Genomic DNA, 18,226 nt, shown 5'->3' with positions numbered 1-18,226 from the left:
TGCGGCTGGATCACCTCCTTAATATAGAGGCACCAAACGACCCAAAGCGCCCACACAGTTTGTTTTCAGATGAAGAAAGAGATTTTGCAGCAGTGTTTTTGTACCGAAAATAGGATTGGGCTCATAACCCAATAAAAGATCATAGTTGTATGTAGATCGTTTGTTGGGCTATGGGCCCAATCTATAAACAAAATTGGTAAAGCACGAAAGCAGCTAAAGAATTGGGTCTGTAGATCAGTTGGTTAGATCGCACCCCTGATAAGGGTGAGGCCGGTGGTTCAAGTCCACCCAGACCCACCAATATCTTCATCAGTATGGAGTATTAGATTAAAGTGATTTGCGCAAGCAGAGTATTTTAATCTGGTATAGCCAGAAGTTCATTAAAAATTTGGTAAAGAAAGAGGTAACACAAGCGAACTCATATTTTTTATTTGTATGTGCATATAGTCTTGAGGTAATTGAGATTATATGGTCAAGAAGAGAAGCGCAAACGGTGGATGCCTTGGCAGTAAGAGGCGATGAAGGACGTGGAATCCTGCGAAAAGCTACGGGGAGCTGGAAACAAGCTGTGAGCCGTAGATGTCCGAATGGGGGAACCCGGCTGTGCTTGCACGGTCACTCATAACTGAATACATAGGTTATGAGAGCGAACTCGGGGAACTGAAACATCTAAGTACCCGAAGGAAAAGAAATCAATTGAGATTCTCTAAGTAGCGGCGAGCGAACGGGGAAGAGCCTGGTGTGATTTATCATTGAATGGAGTAGAACAACCTGGGAAGGTTGGCCGTAGAGGGTGAAAGCCCCGTATACGCAGATTTGATGAGGAACTAAGCACGCGAACAAGTAGGGCGGGACACGTGAAATCCTGTTTGAAGATGGGTGGACCATCATCCAAGGCTAAATACTACTTACTGACCGATAGTGAACCAGTACCGTGAGGGAAAGGCGAAAAGAACCCCGGAGAGGGGAGTGAAATAGAACCTGAAACCGTTTGCGTACAAGCAGTGGGAGCATGTCTTCGGATGTGTGACTGCGTACCTTTTGTATAATGGGTCAGCGAGTTACTTTCAGTGGCGAGGTTAACTGAATAAGGAAGCCGTAGAGAAATCGAGTCTGAATAGGGCGCGAGTCGCTGGGAGTAGACCCGAAACCGGGCGATCTAGCCATGTGCAGGATGAAGGTTGGGTAACACCAACTGGAGGTCCGAACCGGGTAATGTTGAAAAATTATCGGATGACGTGTGGCTAGGAGTGAAAGGCTAATCAAGCCCGGAGATAGCTGGTTCTCCCCGAAAGCTATTTAGGTAGCGCCTCGTGAATGATTGCTGGGGGTAGAGCACTGTTTCGGCTAGGGGGCTGTCATGGCTTACCAAACCGATGCAAACTCCGAATACCGGTTAATTGAATCACGGGAGACACACGGCGGGTGCTAACGTCCGTCGTGAAGAGGGAAACAACCCAGACCGTCAGCTAAGGTCCCAAAGTTATGGTTAAGTGGGAAACGATGTGGGAAGGCATAGACAGCCAGGAGGTTGGCTTAGAAGCAGCCACCCTTTAAAGAAAGCGTAATAGCTCACTGGTCGAGTCGGCCTGCGCGGAAGATGTAACGGGGCTAAAACCATACACCGAAGCTACGGATGTGCACTAAGTGCACGTGGTAGGGGAGCGTTCTGTAGGCTGATGAAGGTGGATTGAGAAGTCTGCTGGAGGTATCAGAAGTGCGAATGCTGACATGAGTAACGATAATGAGGGTGAAAAACCCTCACGCCGGAAGTCCCAGGTTTCCTGCACGACGTTAATCGGAGCAGGGTGAGTCGGCCCCTAAGGCGAGGCTGAAGAGCGTAGTCGATGGGAACCAGGTTAATATTCCTGGACTTTTTATAGGTGGTGAAGTGGGGACGAAGAAAGCTAGATGAGCCAGGCGTTGGTTGTCCTGGTACTTGCATGTAGGAGGGGAGACTTGGCAAATCCGGTTTCCTGTTAACTCTGAGGTGCGAAGTGGTTCTGACATTTCGGTGTACAGAGAAGTCATTGATGCTCGGCTTCCAGGAAAAGCTGCTAGCCATAACCTATAGAGAACCGTACCGCAAACCGACACAGGTGGACAGGTAGAGAATACTGAGGCGCTTGAGAGAACTCGGGTGAAGGAACTAGGCAAAATGGTACCGTAACTTCGGGAGAAGGTACGCCCTTGCTGGTTAGTTTTTTTACAAAACAAAGCTGGTGAGGGCCGCAGAGACCAGGTGGCTGCGACTGTTTATTAAAAACACAGCACTCTGCAAATTCGTAAGAAGACGTATAGGGTGTGACGCCTGCCCGGTGCCGGAAGGTTAATTGATGGGGTCATCTTCGGAGAAGCTCTTGATCGAAGCCCCGGTAAACGGCGGCCGTAACTATAACGGTCCTAAGGTAGCGAAATTCCTTGTCGGGTAAGTTCCGACCTGCACGAATGGCGTAACGATGGCCACACTGTCTCCACCCGAGACTCAGTGAAATTGAAATCGCTGTGAAGATGCAGTGTACCCGCGGCTAGACGGAAAGACCCCGTGAACCTTTACTATAGTTTTGCACTGGACTTTGATGATAACTGTGTAGGATAGGTGGGAGGCTGTGAAGTGAGGACGCTAGTTCTTATGGAGCCGACCTTGAAATACCACCCTGTTGTTATTGAGGTTCTAACTTGGTCCCGTAATCCGGGATGAGGACAGTGTATGATGGGTAGTTTGACTGGGGCGGTCTCCTCCCAAAGAGTAACGGAGGAGCACAAAGGTACCCTCGGTACGGTCGGACATCGTACCAAGAGTGTAAAGGCATAAGGGTGCTTGACTGCGAGAGTGACGGCTCGAGCAGGTACGAAAGTAGGTCTTAGTGATCCGGTGGTTCTGAATGGAAGGGCCATCGCTCAACGGATAAAAGGTACTCCGGGGATAACAGGCTGATACCGCCCAAGAGTTCATATCGACGGCGGTGTTTGGCACCTCGATGTCGGCTCATCACATCCTGGGGCTGAAGCAGGTCCCAAGGGTATGGCTGTTCGCCATTTAAAGTGGTACGCGAGCTGGGTTTAGAACGTCGTGAGACAGTTCGGTCCCTATCTGCCGTGGGCGTAGGAAAATTGAGAGGAGCTGCTCCTAGTACGAGAGGACCGGAGTGGACGAACCTCTGGTGTACCGGTTGTCACGCCAGTGGCATCGCCGGGTAGCTAAGTTCGGACGGGATAACCGCTGAAAGCATCTAAGCGGGAAGCCTCCCTCAAGATGAGTTTTCCCATGAAGCCCGTTGAAGACTACGACGTTGATAGGCAAGGTGTGGAAGCGCAGTAATGTGTGAAGCTAACTTGTACTAATTGGCTGATTGTCTTGACCATATAATCTGAGTTGCTTTGGGTTATAGAAGCAGACGATAAATTAGAGTAGAATGTGTTACCTCAAATCTTTACCAGGCCTTGGGCTTTGTGATTTAGATTAAATCACCAATCCGAAGGATAACAGTTTTCCTGGCGACAATAGCGGTTTGGAACCACCTGATCCCATCTCGAACTCAGAAGTGAAACGAACATGCGCCGATGATAGTGTGAGGTCTCCTCATGCGAAAGTAGGTCATCGCCAGGCTTTTATTACAGAAAAGCGGCTTTTTAGCCGCTTTTTTTTTTGTCTTTTAAATTTCAATTCCACTAAAATTCAATTCCACGTTTAATGCCATCAGGCATTGCTGTATCCTGTGAACGCATTAATAGTGCTAGTTATACAACATTATAAATAGAGAGGAATAGCGATATGCCTAATCTTTTGAGTTTTCTCGGCGTTCCAGTACAACAACAAAATTTGATAGATGAACCCATTTTTTTGGAGGAATCATCTGATTTTAAACCCCATGTGTTCCGAGTTGCTTTAGCAAATATTAAATCGGAGGATGTGTTGGCACAATATTTGGACAAGCAAGCCAAACTATATCCGAGAGAATATCGAGAGGCCATTCAAGCCTATTTTAAGGAAAAACTAGCGAACAGAACGGGTCTAATGCGGCATGTGAGTTTTTTTGACGCTGAAAATAAATCAACGCTAAGTTTTGGAACAGTAGTTCAGGGATTTAAAGATTTAGGTTTTGAACCTCTTTCTGCTTATCTCAATACTCTTCTTGTTATCGGAGGGGGGATCGCTGGGACAAAAAAAGTAAAACCTCCTGTTGAAGAGGTTCACGACCTAACGCATCCCAAATCTCATACGGCTATATTTAACCAGAATGTAGCTAATCCAAACCATGAAGCCCATGAAGATCGTGTGGAGAGTATGATAAATCAACTCATGAATGGACGTGAAATTCTGCAACAAGAGGATATTGATGGTTTAGTGGAACAGTTGGGGAAAAAACGTTCTAAAACATGTACAGATGAACTATTACGGGCTCTTTTACGACCGCTTCAGAGAGTAGCGTTTACTAACATCATGAATTTGTGCGGTGGCGCTCTCACCAGACAAAATTTGTACGATTTTTTTATGGGAACGCTTTTTTATGCTGTTGCTGAACCTACTTCTATTGCACATAGAGTGATGACTATGCGTTAAAATGCAGGTTTGGTTTGGCCTCTACAGTTCTATTGACTATTAGTTTGTTACTTAATGATCTAATTAAGCGTATTTGGAATAATATTTACGAAAATGAGTTGATTTAATTAGCCGGCTCTGAGAGACCTATCAATATCCTGGCGATCAATATAGATTCCGAGACATCCAAGTCATCGGAATTTATATTGAATTAGTGCGTCGGGATGCATTTTATTAAGAACACATGGAAGGCGTGGTGTACTCATCTAATGTACTCTCTTGTTGTCCTTCTTTAATTTCCAGTAAATACATTTGTTTAAAACTAAGTGTTTTTTGGATTGTATTTTCCGAGATATTAGGTGGATTGATCTCTGATGATTGGCTTTCCTTCATTGCACCTACTAACTCCAAGGTTTCCTTGGTAAATTTACAGTTATTCCAAGCCTGAGCAGAGGTAGAAGAAGGATTTTCGTCAATGTGCTTTTGAATTATTTGTAATTTTTCCATATTGGAAGCATTTTGGGGAATGAGGTTTAAAAAATTGTAACGCAGGTACTGAAAGTACTTTCCAGCATGTAATTTTTGATACTCATCACTAAATTTTGCAAATGCAATCTCTGCCTGCAAGGATGGGGTATTAGCCCAGGTTAAATGTGCAGATTGGTCATTTCTATTGATTAGGTAGCTATCAGGATTTGTATTTCCTAATACCGCTAATTCCACACAAGATATGCGCTCATTTCTTTCTTTAATAATGTTATTGTATGCCTCGATCAACTTTATTTCGTCTTCTGTTTGCTCACTTTTTGATTCTATATTCAAGATATAACTTCTGACCAGTTGTAGCGTCTGTTCCTCGAAGAAGGGGATAGCTTTCCGATCTTCTTGTAACTTTTCATTCATATATTGGATTGCTACTAAAGGATTTCCATGCTCAATTAAGGAATAGTTTAATGCTCTAATCGATTCATTAAGCTTGTTCAAATAACTATCGATTTCCTGTTCTTCTTTAGGAGCATGCTGTTTGTTTGTTCTAACCACCAAGTCACAAATCAATTGAGGAAGAATTTTAAGATAGCCAAAAATGTTCGATTTAATTTGATTTCGCAATTCGGTCTCATCATCTCTATAAGCTAATAATTGATTTAATTTGGTATAATATTCTTCGTTTGGTGTACGATTGGCCTCTGTTTGAACATGTTTTATTGCCTCTGGATCACCTTCTTGAGCTTTTGAAACTACAGCAGCTGCCGAGTAGACCGCTTGTGGGTTGGTAAGAAAAGCATTAGAAGCAGGATTCTCAACTGTATTTTCTGTCCATTGAAACATATGAGCCATTTCTTTTGGTGCCCCCGCGTTTAATATTTTCATCGAGGTTGTGGAGCAGTTCTCTTTAATTAAGTGAAATTCAGATGTGGTGGCAGCGAGCTCACTGGCAGTTTTTAACATGTCTTCAATATTAAAATCATGTAACGTTACATTTCTTGTTGGTGCTCCTCTGATTATTTGATCACTACTTAATTCTTCACCGTTTGATTGTAACTTCATGTCCTCAATTTTTTTAGCAATAAGGCTTACTTGTTCCTCCAGTTTTTTTATATCTTCTTCCATAATGTGAATCATTTGTTCGGCATGAGCGATATTCTTAATGTTCCAACAGTGTTCATTAGAATCCACATACTTTAGATTTCCAAAAGATTCTCTTTCTTCGTCCGTTTTTTGGTGTACTTCTGATGTCGCGTATTTAAAATCAAATGAACTTCCCAACAAATTTTCCTGGAGTTTTCGCTGATCTTCCTTGATAATCTCGATTAATTTACTTAGGTCTTCTTTACTTTTTATAGACCAATGACGTTCACCTCGTGATGGATATATTAAATTTCCATACGTATTTTTTTCTTCATCAGTTTTCGTTCTCTCTTCGATCTTACCATAAGAAAACTCTATCGGTTTAACTTGAAGCTTATCTTGATGTAAGGTTGCAATTAACTCTTTAATGTCCTTGGTGCTAGAGAGTTCCCATATCGTGTCCTTACTGTCTGGAAGAGATTTATTTCCATATCGCGCGATTTCTTCTTCAGTTTTATCTCGGTTATAAATAAATTTTGTTGGTCTTGATAGTTTGCCTTGCTCTGCATTCTTCTTGTCTTCTTTTAAGATATTCAACAGTTCAACCAAATCTTCTTTACTTTGAAGATGCCAAAAGTTTCGTGTATCACCAAATTGTTCTATTTCCTTTTCGGTGCGAGATTTGTGATATTTGTATTCAATATCCATGCCCTCAGTTTCAAAATTGTATTCTTCATTAAATTCATCATAATATTCTAATGCTTCCTCTAATTGTTTTATTGTATCGTCAATCTTAGCGATTTTTTTTCGTTGTCTTTTTTCTACTTTTACAGATATTGATTCAAGTTCATGTATTTTTTTGTTAATTCGTTCTTGAGAAGCTTCTTTGTCGGCATCATACTTTGTTAATAATTTTTCCAGATCTTGAATCTTGTCATGACAATATGCTGCTGATTTGCTAGTCTTTTCTTTTTGATTATCTGTTGTTTGACGAAATTCATTTATTTTTGATTTAACATATTCAATATGAACATTTTTTTCGTCAATTTTCTTGGCATAAATACCTCCTACTTCTTTCTTTGGAGACTTATATATGGCTTGTAGTTTTTCGTCAGCTTTACTGATTTTTTCTCTTAATTCATCTTCGTTGGGAAGATCATCTATCAGTTTTGCAATTTTTAACTCTAATGCATTTATTTTCTTTTGTGGGTCTGGTTGCTCAAGTATTTTTTTTGTTTCCTCCTCAGAAAATTCTTGAGTACTCATCCACTTCTTCAGTTGTCTATCAGATACTTCACCATTATGTTCCTTTTTATATGTTTCAATTTCATTAGATAAGTCCTTCAATTGTTTATGTTCAGCCAAATTTTGACGCCATACTTTAATTTCTTTTTTGAGTTTTTTAATTTCAATTGCTGGTGTATAGATCTCGTTCGATACTCTTTCAATTTCTTTGGATAGTTCAGTTCTTTCTCCCCATTTTTTTTCAAATAATCGTAAAAGCTCGTTATTAATATACTCTGCTTGAGCTCTGGTAATTTTCTTGTCTACCAATATCTGGGCAATCAATTTTTTATCCGACATTTCATTTTTAAATCGTGCCAATAATGTTAGAAAATTTGATGAGGGCTTAATGCTTTTTTCTTCCCACGCCTCTGAGTCAGGGAAAAACTCACAGCCTTTACTAAAATAATTTTTATTTAATATGGCCAGAGCGTGTTGCTCTTCTCTATTTTTGTATCTTGTTAATTTCAAATTTATAAACTCTTGATGCAATTGATCGTAAGATTTTGTTGGTACTAATGGAACAGCGACCGGTGCAAGATTAATTGTATGTTGATTTTGAAATAGATCTTTTGTATTTTTTTGAGATATGTGCCGTTCCTTCAATTCAAGAGGCATACTGTCTAGTACATCAGATTGTGTTTTAAATTCAAAACCGCTGCGCTCATTATCAATATCGTACTTCCGTGTCTGTAATTGATCTGGCCAATAACTCCAATAAATTTCATAGACCAGTCCATTACCTGTACGTTTAATGGAATGAGGTATTTTTAACCCGCCATTCTCATGCAAACAGTATTTTTCAACCAGCGCTTTATTTTCTTCATTGACAGGAATTTTTATCATTAATGAAGCATGACCAATATTTTCTCCTTGAATCTTTTGCCGTATCACATTGCGTAACCCATTACTTAGCTCTTCCCTGGTTCCCCAGGTCCTTAACTCAACGGTACTTTGAGGCACCTCTTTATAAAACTCGCTGCGAAAGGCGGCAAAATCTTCTAGTGATTCTGTAAAGGTTCCTTGCTTAAACTGTTCGATCCACCTCAATGGACAATGTTCAAGAAGACGGTTGGTTAATTTTTCTTTATTGGGAGTGCCATCAGGTAAACTATCAATGCTATCTTTTAACGCAACAATTTGTTTTAAATATTCAAAATTTAATCTGCAAGCTTCTTGCATCGCTTCGGAAGTGTTTTGATTTAGTAAGCTCGTTATCTTTGCTTTTTCTATACCATCGGTAACTAATCGATCAAACTCAGAAATACACTCTTCAATGGTTTGCATTTTCTTTCTCCTGACACATGAAGTACAAAGAAAGGTCTTTGTCTGTTATTTCTTATTCTATTTGTTCAGGATTAATGCTGAGTGACGAATGGAAGTTAATTGATGTATGAGGTATGCACAATGTGTATATCGTTTTTATTTTTTATTCTGCAAAAAGGGTAAAATGCTCTCTTTCTTAATAGCTCTTTGATTTGTTTAAGAAAAATTATTGAGTTCATTCGGGGAGCATAAAAGTTAGAATCGTCTGTACCAATGAGTTGAAACCTAAAGCGGTTTAATCAGAAGAACAGGCTTGAATGATTTAATGTGTTGAGCGAAAGGAGCTTTATCTATTTATTTACTTGAATAAATTAAGATGTATAGAGATACGTACAAGAGTTGATATTCAAAAATAAGGAAAGAGTGCTTCAGCTTGGGATTTTAAGGGGCTGTAAGCATTTTACCTTCTGCCTATGTGCTGTGGGTTTATCTCTGAACGATTATAATCTTTTATATATCACTCTCTGCGCTCCCCTCACTCTCTGCGCTCCCCTCACGCTCTGCGCTTCCTTCACGCTCTGCGCTTCCTTCACGCTCTGCGCTTCCTTCACGCTCTGCGCTTCCTTCACGCTCTGCGCTTCCCTCACTCTCTGCGCTCCTCTCACTCTCTGCGCTTCCCTCACTCTCTGCGGCTCCCTCACTCTCTGCGGCTCCCCTCACTCTCTGCGCTTCCCTCACTCTCTGCGCTTCCCTCACTCTCTGCGGCTCCCGTCACCCTCCGCGGAGGCGGAGGGTCCATGTATGGTAAGTCCGATACTAAAAACCCATAAAAATATATACATATCAGTACATTGCAACTTATAAAGCAGGGAACGTTGTATACTATTGTTCTATTCAAATTGATTAAAAGGGTTTGGGTACACATGAATAGAGCAGTGATGTGAATCACAAACAAAATGATAAAAAATGGACCCTCCGCCTTCGCGGAGGGTGACGATAATGGGGTAGGGACGGTGAAATGTCACCAGCCCCTAGTCTTTATTTTTTTCTATTTGTTCCAATTTGTGACCATCCAGATGTCGTTGGTTGCGTTCATCGTCTTGTTGCTCTATCTGCTTTTCTTTTTTGGTCCTTCCGAATTTAACGCGATTTTCAGAAGCTTTTTTTTCCTTTTTTACTTTATTTTTAGCTTTTCTTTTCTTATTTAGATTAATCACGTCTGCCATAGCATTCTCTATCAAAAGATGTTCATTTTACTATAGCGTATATCCTCCATGCAGTTCACGTACAGTTAATTAATTTTTAAAAGTCTTATATTTGTTTTAATTGATATTTTGCAGATAATTTTTATTGCTGGTTTAATCAATAAAATTTGGTTGCTCTAATTCACTCCCTGGCTCAAGCGATTGATCATGTTTTTCAGGAGATTGTTTTAATATAAATTTCATATAACGATTATTAAAAAATTAACCCCAAACTTAATACTCAGCTCATTTTACTTATATAGAATGAATTAATTAATGAATTTACCTTCGATATTTGATTAACCAGGTCTCCATTTTTTAATCTGGTACTGTACAGAATAAAGTTGAGTTAATCGATTGATAGGAGGTTAAGTAGTTAAAAAATTTTAATCTAGGAGTAAAACATGTTTATGTTTCGAGCTAAAGAAAAGAAGCAAACCGGTATCGAGTATTTGAACTCCTTTAAGGTACGAAATGAAGAACATAAGACCATACAGCCCAAAATTAATCAAGCGGATTTCGACATCTTGGTTTTTAGAGCAACCGCCCATTATTTTCAACGGGAGTTTTCACCAATAACCCATATTTCGACAATAATGCCATTTAGAGATATGTACAAAAAATTAGATATAGCTTCCCCAACCTTAGATTCGATATATGAAGACCTTGAGGAAGATATTGAAGACAACAAATTGTTATCAAATCCTATCGAGAGAATAGTAGCTTTTCAAAAAAGTTTCATAAAGGAAATAAACGCGTTGTTTCAATCAAGTCTATCCTATACCCCTTATACGAAAGAAGTACTTTCCGAAAAAGTTCTCCCACGGCCAGCATCTTATATTGAAATTGCAAATTGCTTCCACAGCGAAGGGCCTTTAAGAGTAGCTCGAGAATTATTAAATGATTACACTAAGGGTGATTCATCTATTGCACGGTTTTTTTCTGGTCATTGGAATAGACACCATACTAAGGAAATTGCAGACGTCGTCAGAGCTATTGATAGCGGCGTTATTAAAGATGTTCCACAATTAATTCAGGTGCTTAAACTTATTCCCCTAGAGAATAACCAGGGTTCTCTTGCCAAAAGAATTAACTTTATTGAAAGAGATATCCTGAGAGAAGCTCTTGATGCACAAAACTCAGCTGCATTAAAAGGGTTTAACCCTATTTAATGTTGGCTCAACAGTACGTTCACAATACCGAGGACGATAGCAACAGCCCAAGTGAGCATGCAGTTAAGGAGCGCCCGATGCCGCAGCAAGAAATATAGTAAATTAAAATTTAAACGATCTCCTGTAAAGCATGAGCAATCGCTTGCGCCAGGGAGTCAATTAGAGCAACCAAATTTTATTGATTAAACCAGCAAAAAAAATTATCTGCAAAATTTCAATTAAAACAGATATATAAGACTTTTAAATTTTAATTTACTATAACTGCATAAGTGAAGCAAAAAATATCCTATGTTATACAATACATATTGACTTAAGTGTCTGTTACCTCAAAAATGATCTTACAATCAGAACATGGGCATATCTTTAACCTGGACGTTGATGGCAAGATCAAAAGGTATCATGCGTTATGTGACTTTAGGGCTTCTGTTATTAAGCGGGTCATTATATGCCTCGTTTATTGAACAAACACTTGGAGCAGCTGTAGTTAAGGACGCTACCGCTGTTTATTTTAATCCGGCAGCTTTAACTGTTATTCCTCATCAGCAACTTATCCTTTTGGGCACACTGGCACGAGCACAATCTCAATTTACCGGGAGCGCTCAACAAGTACCGTTTGGTATTACCGAGTTCGGAACAGTCACGTCAAAATCAAATTTTTCTTTACCTTCCATGTACGTCAGTCTCCCCATAAATGATCAATTCGCTGCAGGTTTTGCTATCGTAGCCAATGATTTTGATCGGGATCTGGATGATCATTCTGTTCTTCGTTACGTTCAGGCACGTAATCAAACTAAAGATGTGGATTTAGTACCGGCGATTGGCATTAAAATCAATGAATTCCTTTCAATAGGAGGAAATCTTAATATTACTCATGCCCACTTAATTCAAGAGCCTGTTTCAGGCGTGACCCGTTTAAATATTCCTGATAGCCGAAGTCTGAATAATAGTAAAGCAAATAGTTTAGGAGGTGATTTGGGGATTTTGATTCAAATGAGTAAAAGTACCACTTTGGGTTTTAATTATCGCAGTGCTATTACTTATCATTTTCATGGTACCAGCACAATAACCAGCCCGCAGTTTATTTCTTCGGATGATTTTCATTTTAAATTCTGGACTCCTGCGAGAAGTGTTCTCTCGCTAAGTCATTTTCTAAATGAAAAACTTGGTTTTATAGGAACCATTCAATACCTCCAGTGGAATATATTTAAAGAGGCTTATATTTATAATTTTGCAACTCAATCGGGACGTCGGGCCTTTATCGTTCCTAAGGCTCGTATAGACTATAATTTTTACAACAGTTGGCTTTTGACCCTGGGAACTATTTATAATTTGTCGTCAAAATGGAAGTTCAGAGTAGCGGGAACCTATAATCAGTCCCCTTCAAACGGGAGGTTTCAAATAGGTACAGGTGATAGTTTGACTGTTGGTTCTTCAGTTGGGTACCAAATTTTGGAAAATCTAAGCATGGATTTCAGTTATGGCCATGCGTTCTACCAGAATGAACTTATTAATATCAAAACAGCGCAGAATATCATAACTGGTGTCAATCATAATACTCATGACGCTGTTTCCTTAAAACTCACATTAACTGCATGATAAATAAGGCTTTTATAATACTTATATCCCTTTTAAAGATTATTTTTTACTTTTTACAATACTCATGGCCGTCGCAACTAATCCTCCCAGATCTGCCAGGTTGCCTGGTAGTATGAGTGTATTGCCCTCTTTTGCAACACGAGCAAAAGCTTCTACATATTGTTCTGCCACTTTGAAATTAACTGCTTCCATACCACCGGTTGATTGTATGGCCTGCGCAATTTGTTGAATGGCTTGGGCATTTGCCGAAGCTACTGCTTTAATGGCCTCAGCCTCACCTTGTGCGCGGTTAATTGCAGATTGTTTCTCACCTTCTGATCTCTGAATAAATGCTTCTCGTTCACCGGTGGCTATGTTAATTTGCTCCTGCTTGCGACCCTCTGAGGCGGCGATTAAGGCTCGCTTCTCACGTTCTGCAGTAATCTGAGCCTGCATTGCGTGTATTATTTCCTTGGGCGGGGTTAAATCTTTAATTTCGTAACGTAATACTTTCACACCCCAGCTCGTAGCTGCTTCATCAAGTGCGGCAACGACAGCTGCATTAATGTGTTCTCGCTCTTCAAATGTTTTATCCAGTTCCATTTTTCCTATCACTGAGCGCAACGTGGTTTGAGCGAGCTGAGTAATCGCCAACACATAATCACTGGTGCCATAAGATGCAAGTTTGGGGTCAGTTACCTGAAAATATAAAATACCGTCTACTTGTAACTGTGTGTTGTCCTTAGTGATGCAAATCTGGCTGGGAACATCCAAAGGGACTTCCTTGAGCATATGTTTGTAGGCGACTCTGTCGATAAACGGGATGACGACATTCAATCCGGGTAATAAGGCCGCATGAAACCTTCCCAGTCGTTCAATTATCCAGGAATTTTGTTGTGGCACAACCTTGAGTGCCGTAACGATAAAAATAACGGCTACAATCAAAATCAACAGTGCAATTTCCATAATGCCTCCATACAGTTAATCAGTAAGTCAAATCGGTTTTCGAATTGATAAAATAAGAACAGAACCTCGTATATCCTTTATATAAAAACCACCTTCATGCCCAATCTCTTTTGTTTCCAGTTCTGCATTCCATTCTGTACCGCGATAAAAGACACGTGCCGTTCCATCATCTTTCCAGGTTAACACTTCTACTGGCTGACCAATGTCCAGGCTTAGAGCTGATGCATCAGAAGTATGTTTGCTCTTCCAGCGGCGCAACACAACGATACCCGCGAAACTTGCCAATCCTGCCAGTGCGAGTTGCGCCGAAAACGTCATACCAAATAAAGCGAAGGTACCACCAACAGCCATCGCAATAGCTACGATTAATAAATAAAACGTTCCAGTTGCCATCTCCAGACCAAGTAGAATCAAAGCCAGCAAAAACCAATATATATATAATGTCATGACGTTCCCCAGAAATAACTTAAACTTGCTCAATCATCATCGCATCGTCAGAGCTAAAAAAATGATATTCAATATACACTTTAATACTATAAGACTTTTGGTCGGCATCCCATCGAAATGGGTCATAAAAGTTGTGTTACATTATGAAATGAGAGCCTCAGGGTTATAATTTATACTGTTCCATTTTATTAAGTTCATGAGTCATCCTTTAGGGTGTGTTGACAATTCATCTATTTATTTCCAACGTCCCGCGACTTGTTCGTGGGATCCAGAGATCAAGTATCATTTACAAACATAATGTATTCATCAAGATCGAACTGGATCCCGCGAACAAGTCGCGGGACGTCGAAATTGAAAATGTCAACAGCCCCTAGTACAACATTAGCATTATTATTGATTATTTGATAGAAATGCTTATCTTGGTTCCTGGATTAGGGTATTATTAGGATTTGTTATTTATTGAACAGTTATACTGTGTCCAATTTTGATTTTGTAAAGGATTGTTATTTTAGATGTTAGTGCTCAGAGTGATACAGCTTATACAGGAATTAGGAGCGTCAGGTACATTAATTCCCTGTGATACCCGATTAAATAAATCCATCATTGCTCAGTTTAAAGATAGAAATCCAGAGGATACTATTAGTACTGCAGATGTCCAGTTTTTATTGAAATCATATAAAGAACGCTGGATCAGTGTAATTGATACTGAAGATGATTATACGTTGAACTGCCAAGGGGTAAATCAGATATGGATTTGTTTTGCCCAGGAGTTAGCTGAGTATACCAAAAAGCACCTTTATCAGATATTGATTCCTTCTATAACTAACTTCAAAGACTTCAACAATTTAACTTTTTTAACTGAAACAACCCGAATGGAAAACTTTTATGTAGGGCATGGAGGAAAAACTCTGTACCGTAAGAGAGGGTTTTGTGAGCATTTGTTAAATAATGGATTAAGGCTGTCTACTTATCGGGATATCTCAAATACCAAATTAAATCTGGTAACCATAGACGAGCTAAGCAGATTAAAATCCTGTAAACAAACTAATGGTGAATTTAAAATCGGCAGTGAAGTATTTGTAAACTTCTGGGATTTTATGAATAGAAAAGTTTTTCCTCATCTTTTGGATAAGGGGGAAATGCCTTTTGAGTTAGTACCGCGTTTATTAGGGTTGGTAGAAAAATATTATATCTTGAAATTTTCCGGGGCAGAGTATGCGACTTTTAAAAAAGCTGCCAAAGATTTTTTTAAGCTCGTATCACACGGCGATTTAAATAATATTAATTATTTTTATGGACAACACATTTCTTTTCAATCGCGGGACTATTATTTACTGGACTTTTTAATCGCTATAAATATGTCTCGTGGTTATGATTTGGATAATTTGCTTGAAGCATTGTTGTTATGGCTATATCGCATGCATCCAGCATTGAAGAGTTCTCTTGGGGTTTTGGAATTTGTATACAGCTCCTTGCCGGATCACCAATCCAGCAGCAGTAGCAGCAGTCAGCCTGTAGCATCTTCTTCTTTACCTTATAATGATCATTTGCATCAATGTTACTGCTTAATTGTATCTTTGATGACTACTGCCTTTGAAATGTGGCCTTTTATCGGAGGGACAATCAGTTTATGGGATCAGGACAATTATGTTTTTCCCGAGGCGAAGGAAATTTATCACTATTTTTTACCTGCACTAACTGAAAACAGAGAGCATGATTTAGAGGGCAACTATTTATTGGTGAAGGAACGTTTTTTTGCTCCGGCTCCTGTAAGAAAGGGTATACTTTCGTGGATTTCACATTTTTATTCTACAACGATGTGGTATGAGTATGTAGGACAAGGAAGATTGGATAAGCTTGATATATTTTGGTATGAACCTGAATTAATGCTGCATGCCTTATTGCATTTTAAGCCGACTAGCCCTGTTATAACGCCGTATATTAATCATTTTCTTGATGATTTAGTCCAGACCTACGCGCAGAATTGCAGTGATTTATTGAAACGCTTTCGTGTGAATATACTTTTTACTAATTTATTGAAGAAATTCGATCCTCAGGATAAAGCCAGTTTGAGAATTTTACTGCAGTTGTATGACTTAACTAGAGCCAGGACTATTTTTCTGGATAATTGTGTTAATCATATTGGAAACAGATTAATTCACATTAATTTGAACCAGCCAGGACGCTCAGTGTTGTTTTATGCGTTTGTTAGTAGGGCAGATAATTCAAAGGTAACCATTTCAATGACTGGTTTAAAACTGGTCAGTAGTATTATCGATGCCTTTAAAGAGGCCTTACATTCTCCTAATCTGAGCTTGAACGAGAGCTCACGTCAATTGATGTTTGAGTATCTGAGAGGTCTGGGTCGCCCTATTTTAACGGTTGGAGAACTAGAGGCGGCTAGAAATAGTGCTGTGTGCTTGGATTATTTGGGTGCTCCAACATAATCTGAACTATAAAATCAGCAATTCATAGTGCAAAGCCGTAACTATTATCAAAACTAACTGAGGGTGGGGAAAAGATTTTTCAGACAGTACTTTAGCGATAAGCTTGTTGATCAATTGTTTTATAGTATCACTAAGGTCAATTTACCGAAAAGAACTTCATCACTTCTTTGGGTTTGTACTAATTTTAGTTTATTTTGTCAATAAAAATGCATTGAGAGCGCAATTTAACCTCAATGCCATCAAAAAACACCCTTTGTCAATGTTTGATTATAAAAAAATCATTATAATACAAGTTAGTATTAATAAAGTAACAACGGATGAATTATGTACAGTAAATCTGAACCAAAAGCAGGTGGCGTGGATGAGACCGCTTCAGCGACACCAGCACAAGGATTTGCTTCAAATTCAAAACCAACGTGTTCATTTTTGCCATCAGCTCAAATGATGTACCAAAAAGGATGGGATTTGGCAAACTTTACTTCACTGGCTTTTTTTACCAGTGCCAGTATTGTTGCAGCACAAGGTCCATTTAAAGCCATGCTACTGAGTCAAGCTAAAAATGGTACGTTAATCCCGCTATACTCTGGTGGTGTTTTCGGATTACTGGGAGCATTATATCGAGGAACTAGCGTGTCACTTTCAGGCTCAGCAGTAAGGACTGTGTATGTAACCGGTGCAAAGAGCTCAAAGCCCATAGAAGAAGGATTGATTAGAGAAGAAGGATTTACAAAGGAAAATAGGGCCCTTATTGAAGAAAATAAGCCTTCGAAATTAATAAATCTTGCTCATGTAATGAGTTTGGCTGCAGGTGAGGTGGTGATAACGCAGATACCGGAGTCACTCTCACAATTGAAAAAGGTGCCAGGCCTTCTTCCTGATGATTTTAAATGGAACACCATTCATAACTCGAGCAGATTGTTGGCCGGTGGGTTTACTCCAAGGTATGCCTTAGGGGTAATTAACTTTGCTTCCTTATGTGTGCTTGAAGATCAAATTGCGAATAAATTACCAATAAAAGATGAGTGTATGCTGCATTTTACTGCGGGTGCTTTAAGTGGCGTATTTGCAGCTGGCCTTACTTTTCCATTAGCGGCATTTAAGGATGGTTTAGCGGTCAGGTCAACTGTTGTGGATGGTAAGCTGTATAATAAAAGCACATTTAGCCTGGTTAAAGAATTTTATTATCGCTTTAATGCGGATCCCAAGCTTGTTTTAAAAGAGTTTGGTAAAAATGCAGCAAAACAATTACCGCTTCGCATGGGACTTAACGCGGTAATCTTTTCGCTAGTTGCCGGGGTTGGGAAAGTGTTGGGCCCTGAACCACTCGAACGTGTTGTACCGAAAAAATATCATCCAAATTCCGTGTCCGACGCACCTCAAAGCTTCTTTAGTTCAGCGAAGGCAAGCAGTCGAGTTTTAGACAGTGAACCAATAAATGATGTTCTGGATAAACCCGATCAAACTGGACCCATATAAGAGCCTCCTTTTATCGGTGAGCCGAAAATGCCTCGTGCACCGAGTCAACCTTTAGGTGCCCCTGACTTCAGAGAAACATCCGCTTCTGAGCCAGCAGAAACATCTCAAATAAATCAAGGGATGTAGGCCCTTCACTTCATACCAGAATCATCTAATTAAATGCATATATAGAATATGCATTTTTTATTTTTATGCTTTATTTATGGCGTTTATCACTCTGATTTGAAGTTGGCTGAA

General features: G+C 39.6%; 10 protein-coding genes, 1 tRNA gene and 2 rRNA genes. 8 read left to right on the top strand and 5 right to left on the bottom strand.

Annotation, left to right across the window (positions count from 1 at the left end; all coding sequences use genetic code 11):
- Positions 1-223 precede the first annotated feature (223 nt).
- The 4 genes from Lqua_RS03315 to Lqua_RS03300 all read left to right on the top strand — a co-directional run bounded on the left by Lqua_RS03315 (position 224) and on the right by Lqua_RS03300 (position 4,564).
- A tRNA-Ile gene (locus Lqua_RS03315) sits at positions 224-300 on the top strand.
- Between the two features lie 170 nt (positions 301-470).
- Positions 471-3,366: ribosomal RNA gene (locus Lqua_RS03310) — 23S ribosomal RNA — on the top strand.
- Positions 3,367-3,494: 128 nt separating this feature from the next.
- Positions 3,495-3,610 (top strand): 5S ribosomal RNA (gene rrf, locus Lqua_RS03305).
- A gap of 165 nt (positions 3,611-3,775) precedes the next feature.
- Positions 3,776-4,564: a caleosin family protein gene (locus tag Lqua_RS03300; protein WP_058472859.1), complete on the top strand. Its 789-nt coding sequence runs from the start codon at positions 3,776-3,778 to the stop codon at positions 4,562-4,564.
- Between the two features lie 213 nt (positions 4,565-4,777).
- Here the strand turns inward: Lqua_RS03300 and Lqua_RS03295 are convergent, their stop codons facing one another.
- The 3 genes from Lqua_RS03295 to Lqua_RS03285 form a co-directional block, all read right to left on the bottom strand.
- Complete coding sequence (locus Lqua_RS03295) at positions 4,778-8,683, bottom strand: hypothetical protein (RefSeq protein ID WP_058472858.1); 3,906 nt, start codon at positions 8,681-8,683, stop codon at positions 4,778-4,780.
- A gap of 489 nt (positions 8,684-9,172) precedes the next feature.
- The gene (locus Lqua_RS03290; RefSeq protein ID WP_133141080.1) at positions 9,173-9,400 is read right to left on the bottom strand and encodes a hypothetical protein; all 228 of its coding nucleotides are present in this window, start codon (positions 9,398-9,400) and stop codon (positions 9,173-9,175) included.
- A 293-nt stretch (positions 9,401-9,693) separates the two neighbouring features.
- Positions 9,694-9,888 (bottom strand): DUF4169 family protein, encoded by a 195-nt coding sequence (locus Lqua_RS03285; RefSeq protein ID WP_058472856.1) that lies wholly within the window; start codon positions 9,886-9,888, stop codon positions 9,694-9,696.
- Positions 9,889-10,310: 422 nt separating this feature from the next.
- Between Lqua_RS03285 and Lqua_RS03280 the strand changes: the two genes are divergently transcribed.
- Together Lqua_RS03280 and Lqua_RS03275 are read left to right on the top strand one after the other, a co-directional pair.
- Positions 10,311-11,078 (top strand): DUF5617 domain-containing protein, encoded by a 768-nt coding sequence (locus Lqua_RS03280; RefSeq protein WP_058472855.1) that lies wholly within the window; start codon positions 10,311-10,313, stop codon positions 11,076-11,078.
- A gap of 378 nt (positions 11,079-11,456) precedes the next feature.
- On the top strand, positions 11,457-12,674 hold the full coding sequence (locus Lqua_RS03275; RefSeq protein WP_083501252.1) for an OmpP1/FadL family transporter: 1,218 nt from the start codon (positions 11,457-11,459) through the stop codon (positions 12,672-12,674).
- Between the two features lie 39 nt (positions 12,675-12,713).
- Here Lqua_RS03275 and Lqua_RS03270 read toward each other — a convergent pair whose 3' ends face one another.
- Both Lqua_RS03270 and Lqua_RS03265 read right to left on the bottom strand, forming a co-directional pair.
- Positions 12,714-13,619, bottom strand: a complete 906-nt coding sequence (locus Lqua_RS03270) for an SPFH domain-containing protein (protein WP_058472854.1) — start codon at positions 13,617-13,619, stop codon at positions 12,714-12,716.
- 27 nt (positions 13,620-13,646) lie between these two features.
- Positions 13,647-14,066: an NfeD family protein gene (locus Lqua_RS03265; protein ID WP_058472853.1), complete on the bottom strand. Its 420-nt coding sequence runs from the start codon at positions 14,064-14,066 to the stop codon at positions 13,647-13,649.
- A gap of 512 nt (positions 14,067-14,578) precedes the next feature.
- Here Lqua_RS03265 and Lqua_RS03260 point away from each other — a divergent pair.
- Both Lqua_RS03260 and Lqua_RS03255 read left to right on the top strand, forming a co-directional pair.
- Positions 14,579-16,513 carry a hypothetical protein gene (locus Lqua_RS03260; RefSeq protein ID WP_058472852.1) on the top strand — a complete coding sequence of 645 codons (1,935 nt, stop codon included), beginning with the start codon at positions 14,579-14,581 and terminating at the stop codon, positions 16,511-16,513.
- 324 nt (positions 16,514-16,837) lie between these two features.
- Positions 16,838-17,989 carry a hypothetical protein gene (locus Lqua_RS03255; RefSeq protein ID WP_058472851.1) on the top strand — a complete coding sequence of 384 codons (1,152 nt, stop codon included), beginning with the start codon at positions 16,838-16,840 and terminating at the stop codon, positions 17,987-17,989.
- The last annotated feature ends 237 nt before the right edge of the window (positions 17,990-18,226 follow it).

It is taken from the genome of Legionella quateirensis (assembly GCF_001467955.1).
Classification (GTDB): domain Bacteria; phylum Pseudomonadota; class Gammaproteobacteria; order Legionellales; family Legionellaceae; genus Legionella; species Legionella quateirensis.
Note: the sequence above shows the minus strand (reverse complement) of the source record. Positions and strands in the feature narration are given on the sequence as shown.

Bases quoted from the DNA above. Each gene is read 5' to 3' on its own strand.
- Lqua_RS03300 (WP_058472859.1), top strand. From the start codon at position 3,776: ATGCCTAATCTTTTGAGTTTTCTCGGCGTTCCAGTACAACAACAAAAT.
- Lqua_RS03295 (WP_058472858.1), bottom strand. From the start codon at position 8,683: ATGCAAACCATTGAAGAGTGTATTTCTGAGTTTGATCGATTAGTTACC.
- Lqua_RS03285 (WP_058472856.1), bottom strand. From the start codon at position 9,888: ATGGCAGACGTGATTAATCTAAATAAGAAAAGAAAAGCTAAAAATAAA.
- Lqua_RS03280 (WP_058472855.1), top strand. From the start codon at position 10,311: ATGTTTATGTTTCGAGCTAAAGAAAAGAAGCAAACCGGTATCGAGTAT.
- Lqua_RS03275 (WP_083501252.1), top strand. From the start codon at position 11,457: ATGGCAAGATCAAAAGGTATCATGCGTTATGTGACTTTAGGGCTTCTG.
- Lqua_RS03270 (WP_058472854.1), bottom strand. From the start codon at position 13,619: ATGGAAATTGCACTGTTGATTTTGATTGTAGCCGTTATTTTTATCGTT.
- Lqua_RS03265 (WP_058472853.1), bottom strand. From the start codon at position 14,066: ATGACATTATATATATATTGGTTTTTGCTGGCTTTGATTCTACTTGGT.
- Lqua_RS03260 (WP_058472852.1), top strand. From the start codon at position 14,579: ATGTTAGTGCTCAGAGTGATACAGCTTATACAGGAATTAGGAGCGTCA.
- Lqua_RS03255 (WP_058472851.1), top strand. From the start codon at position 16,838: ATGTACAGTAAATCTGAACCAAAAGCAGGTGGCGTGGATGAGACCGCT.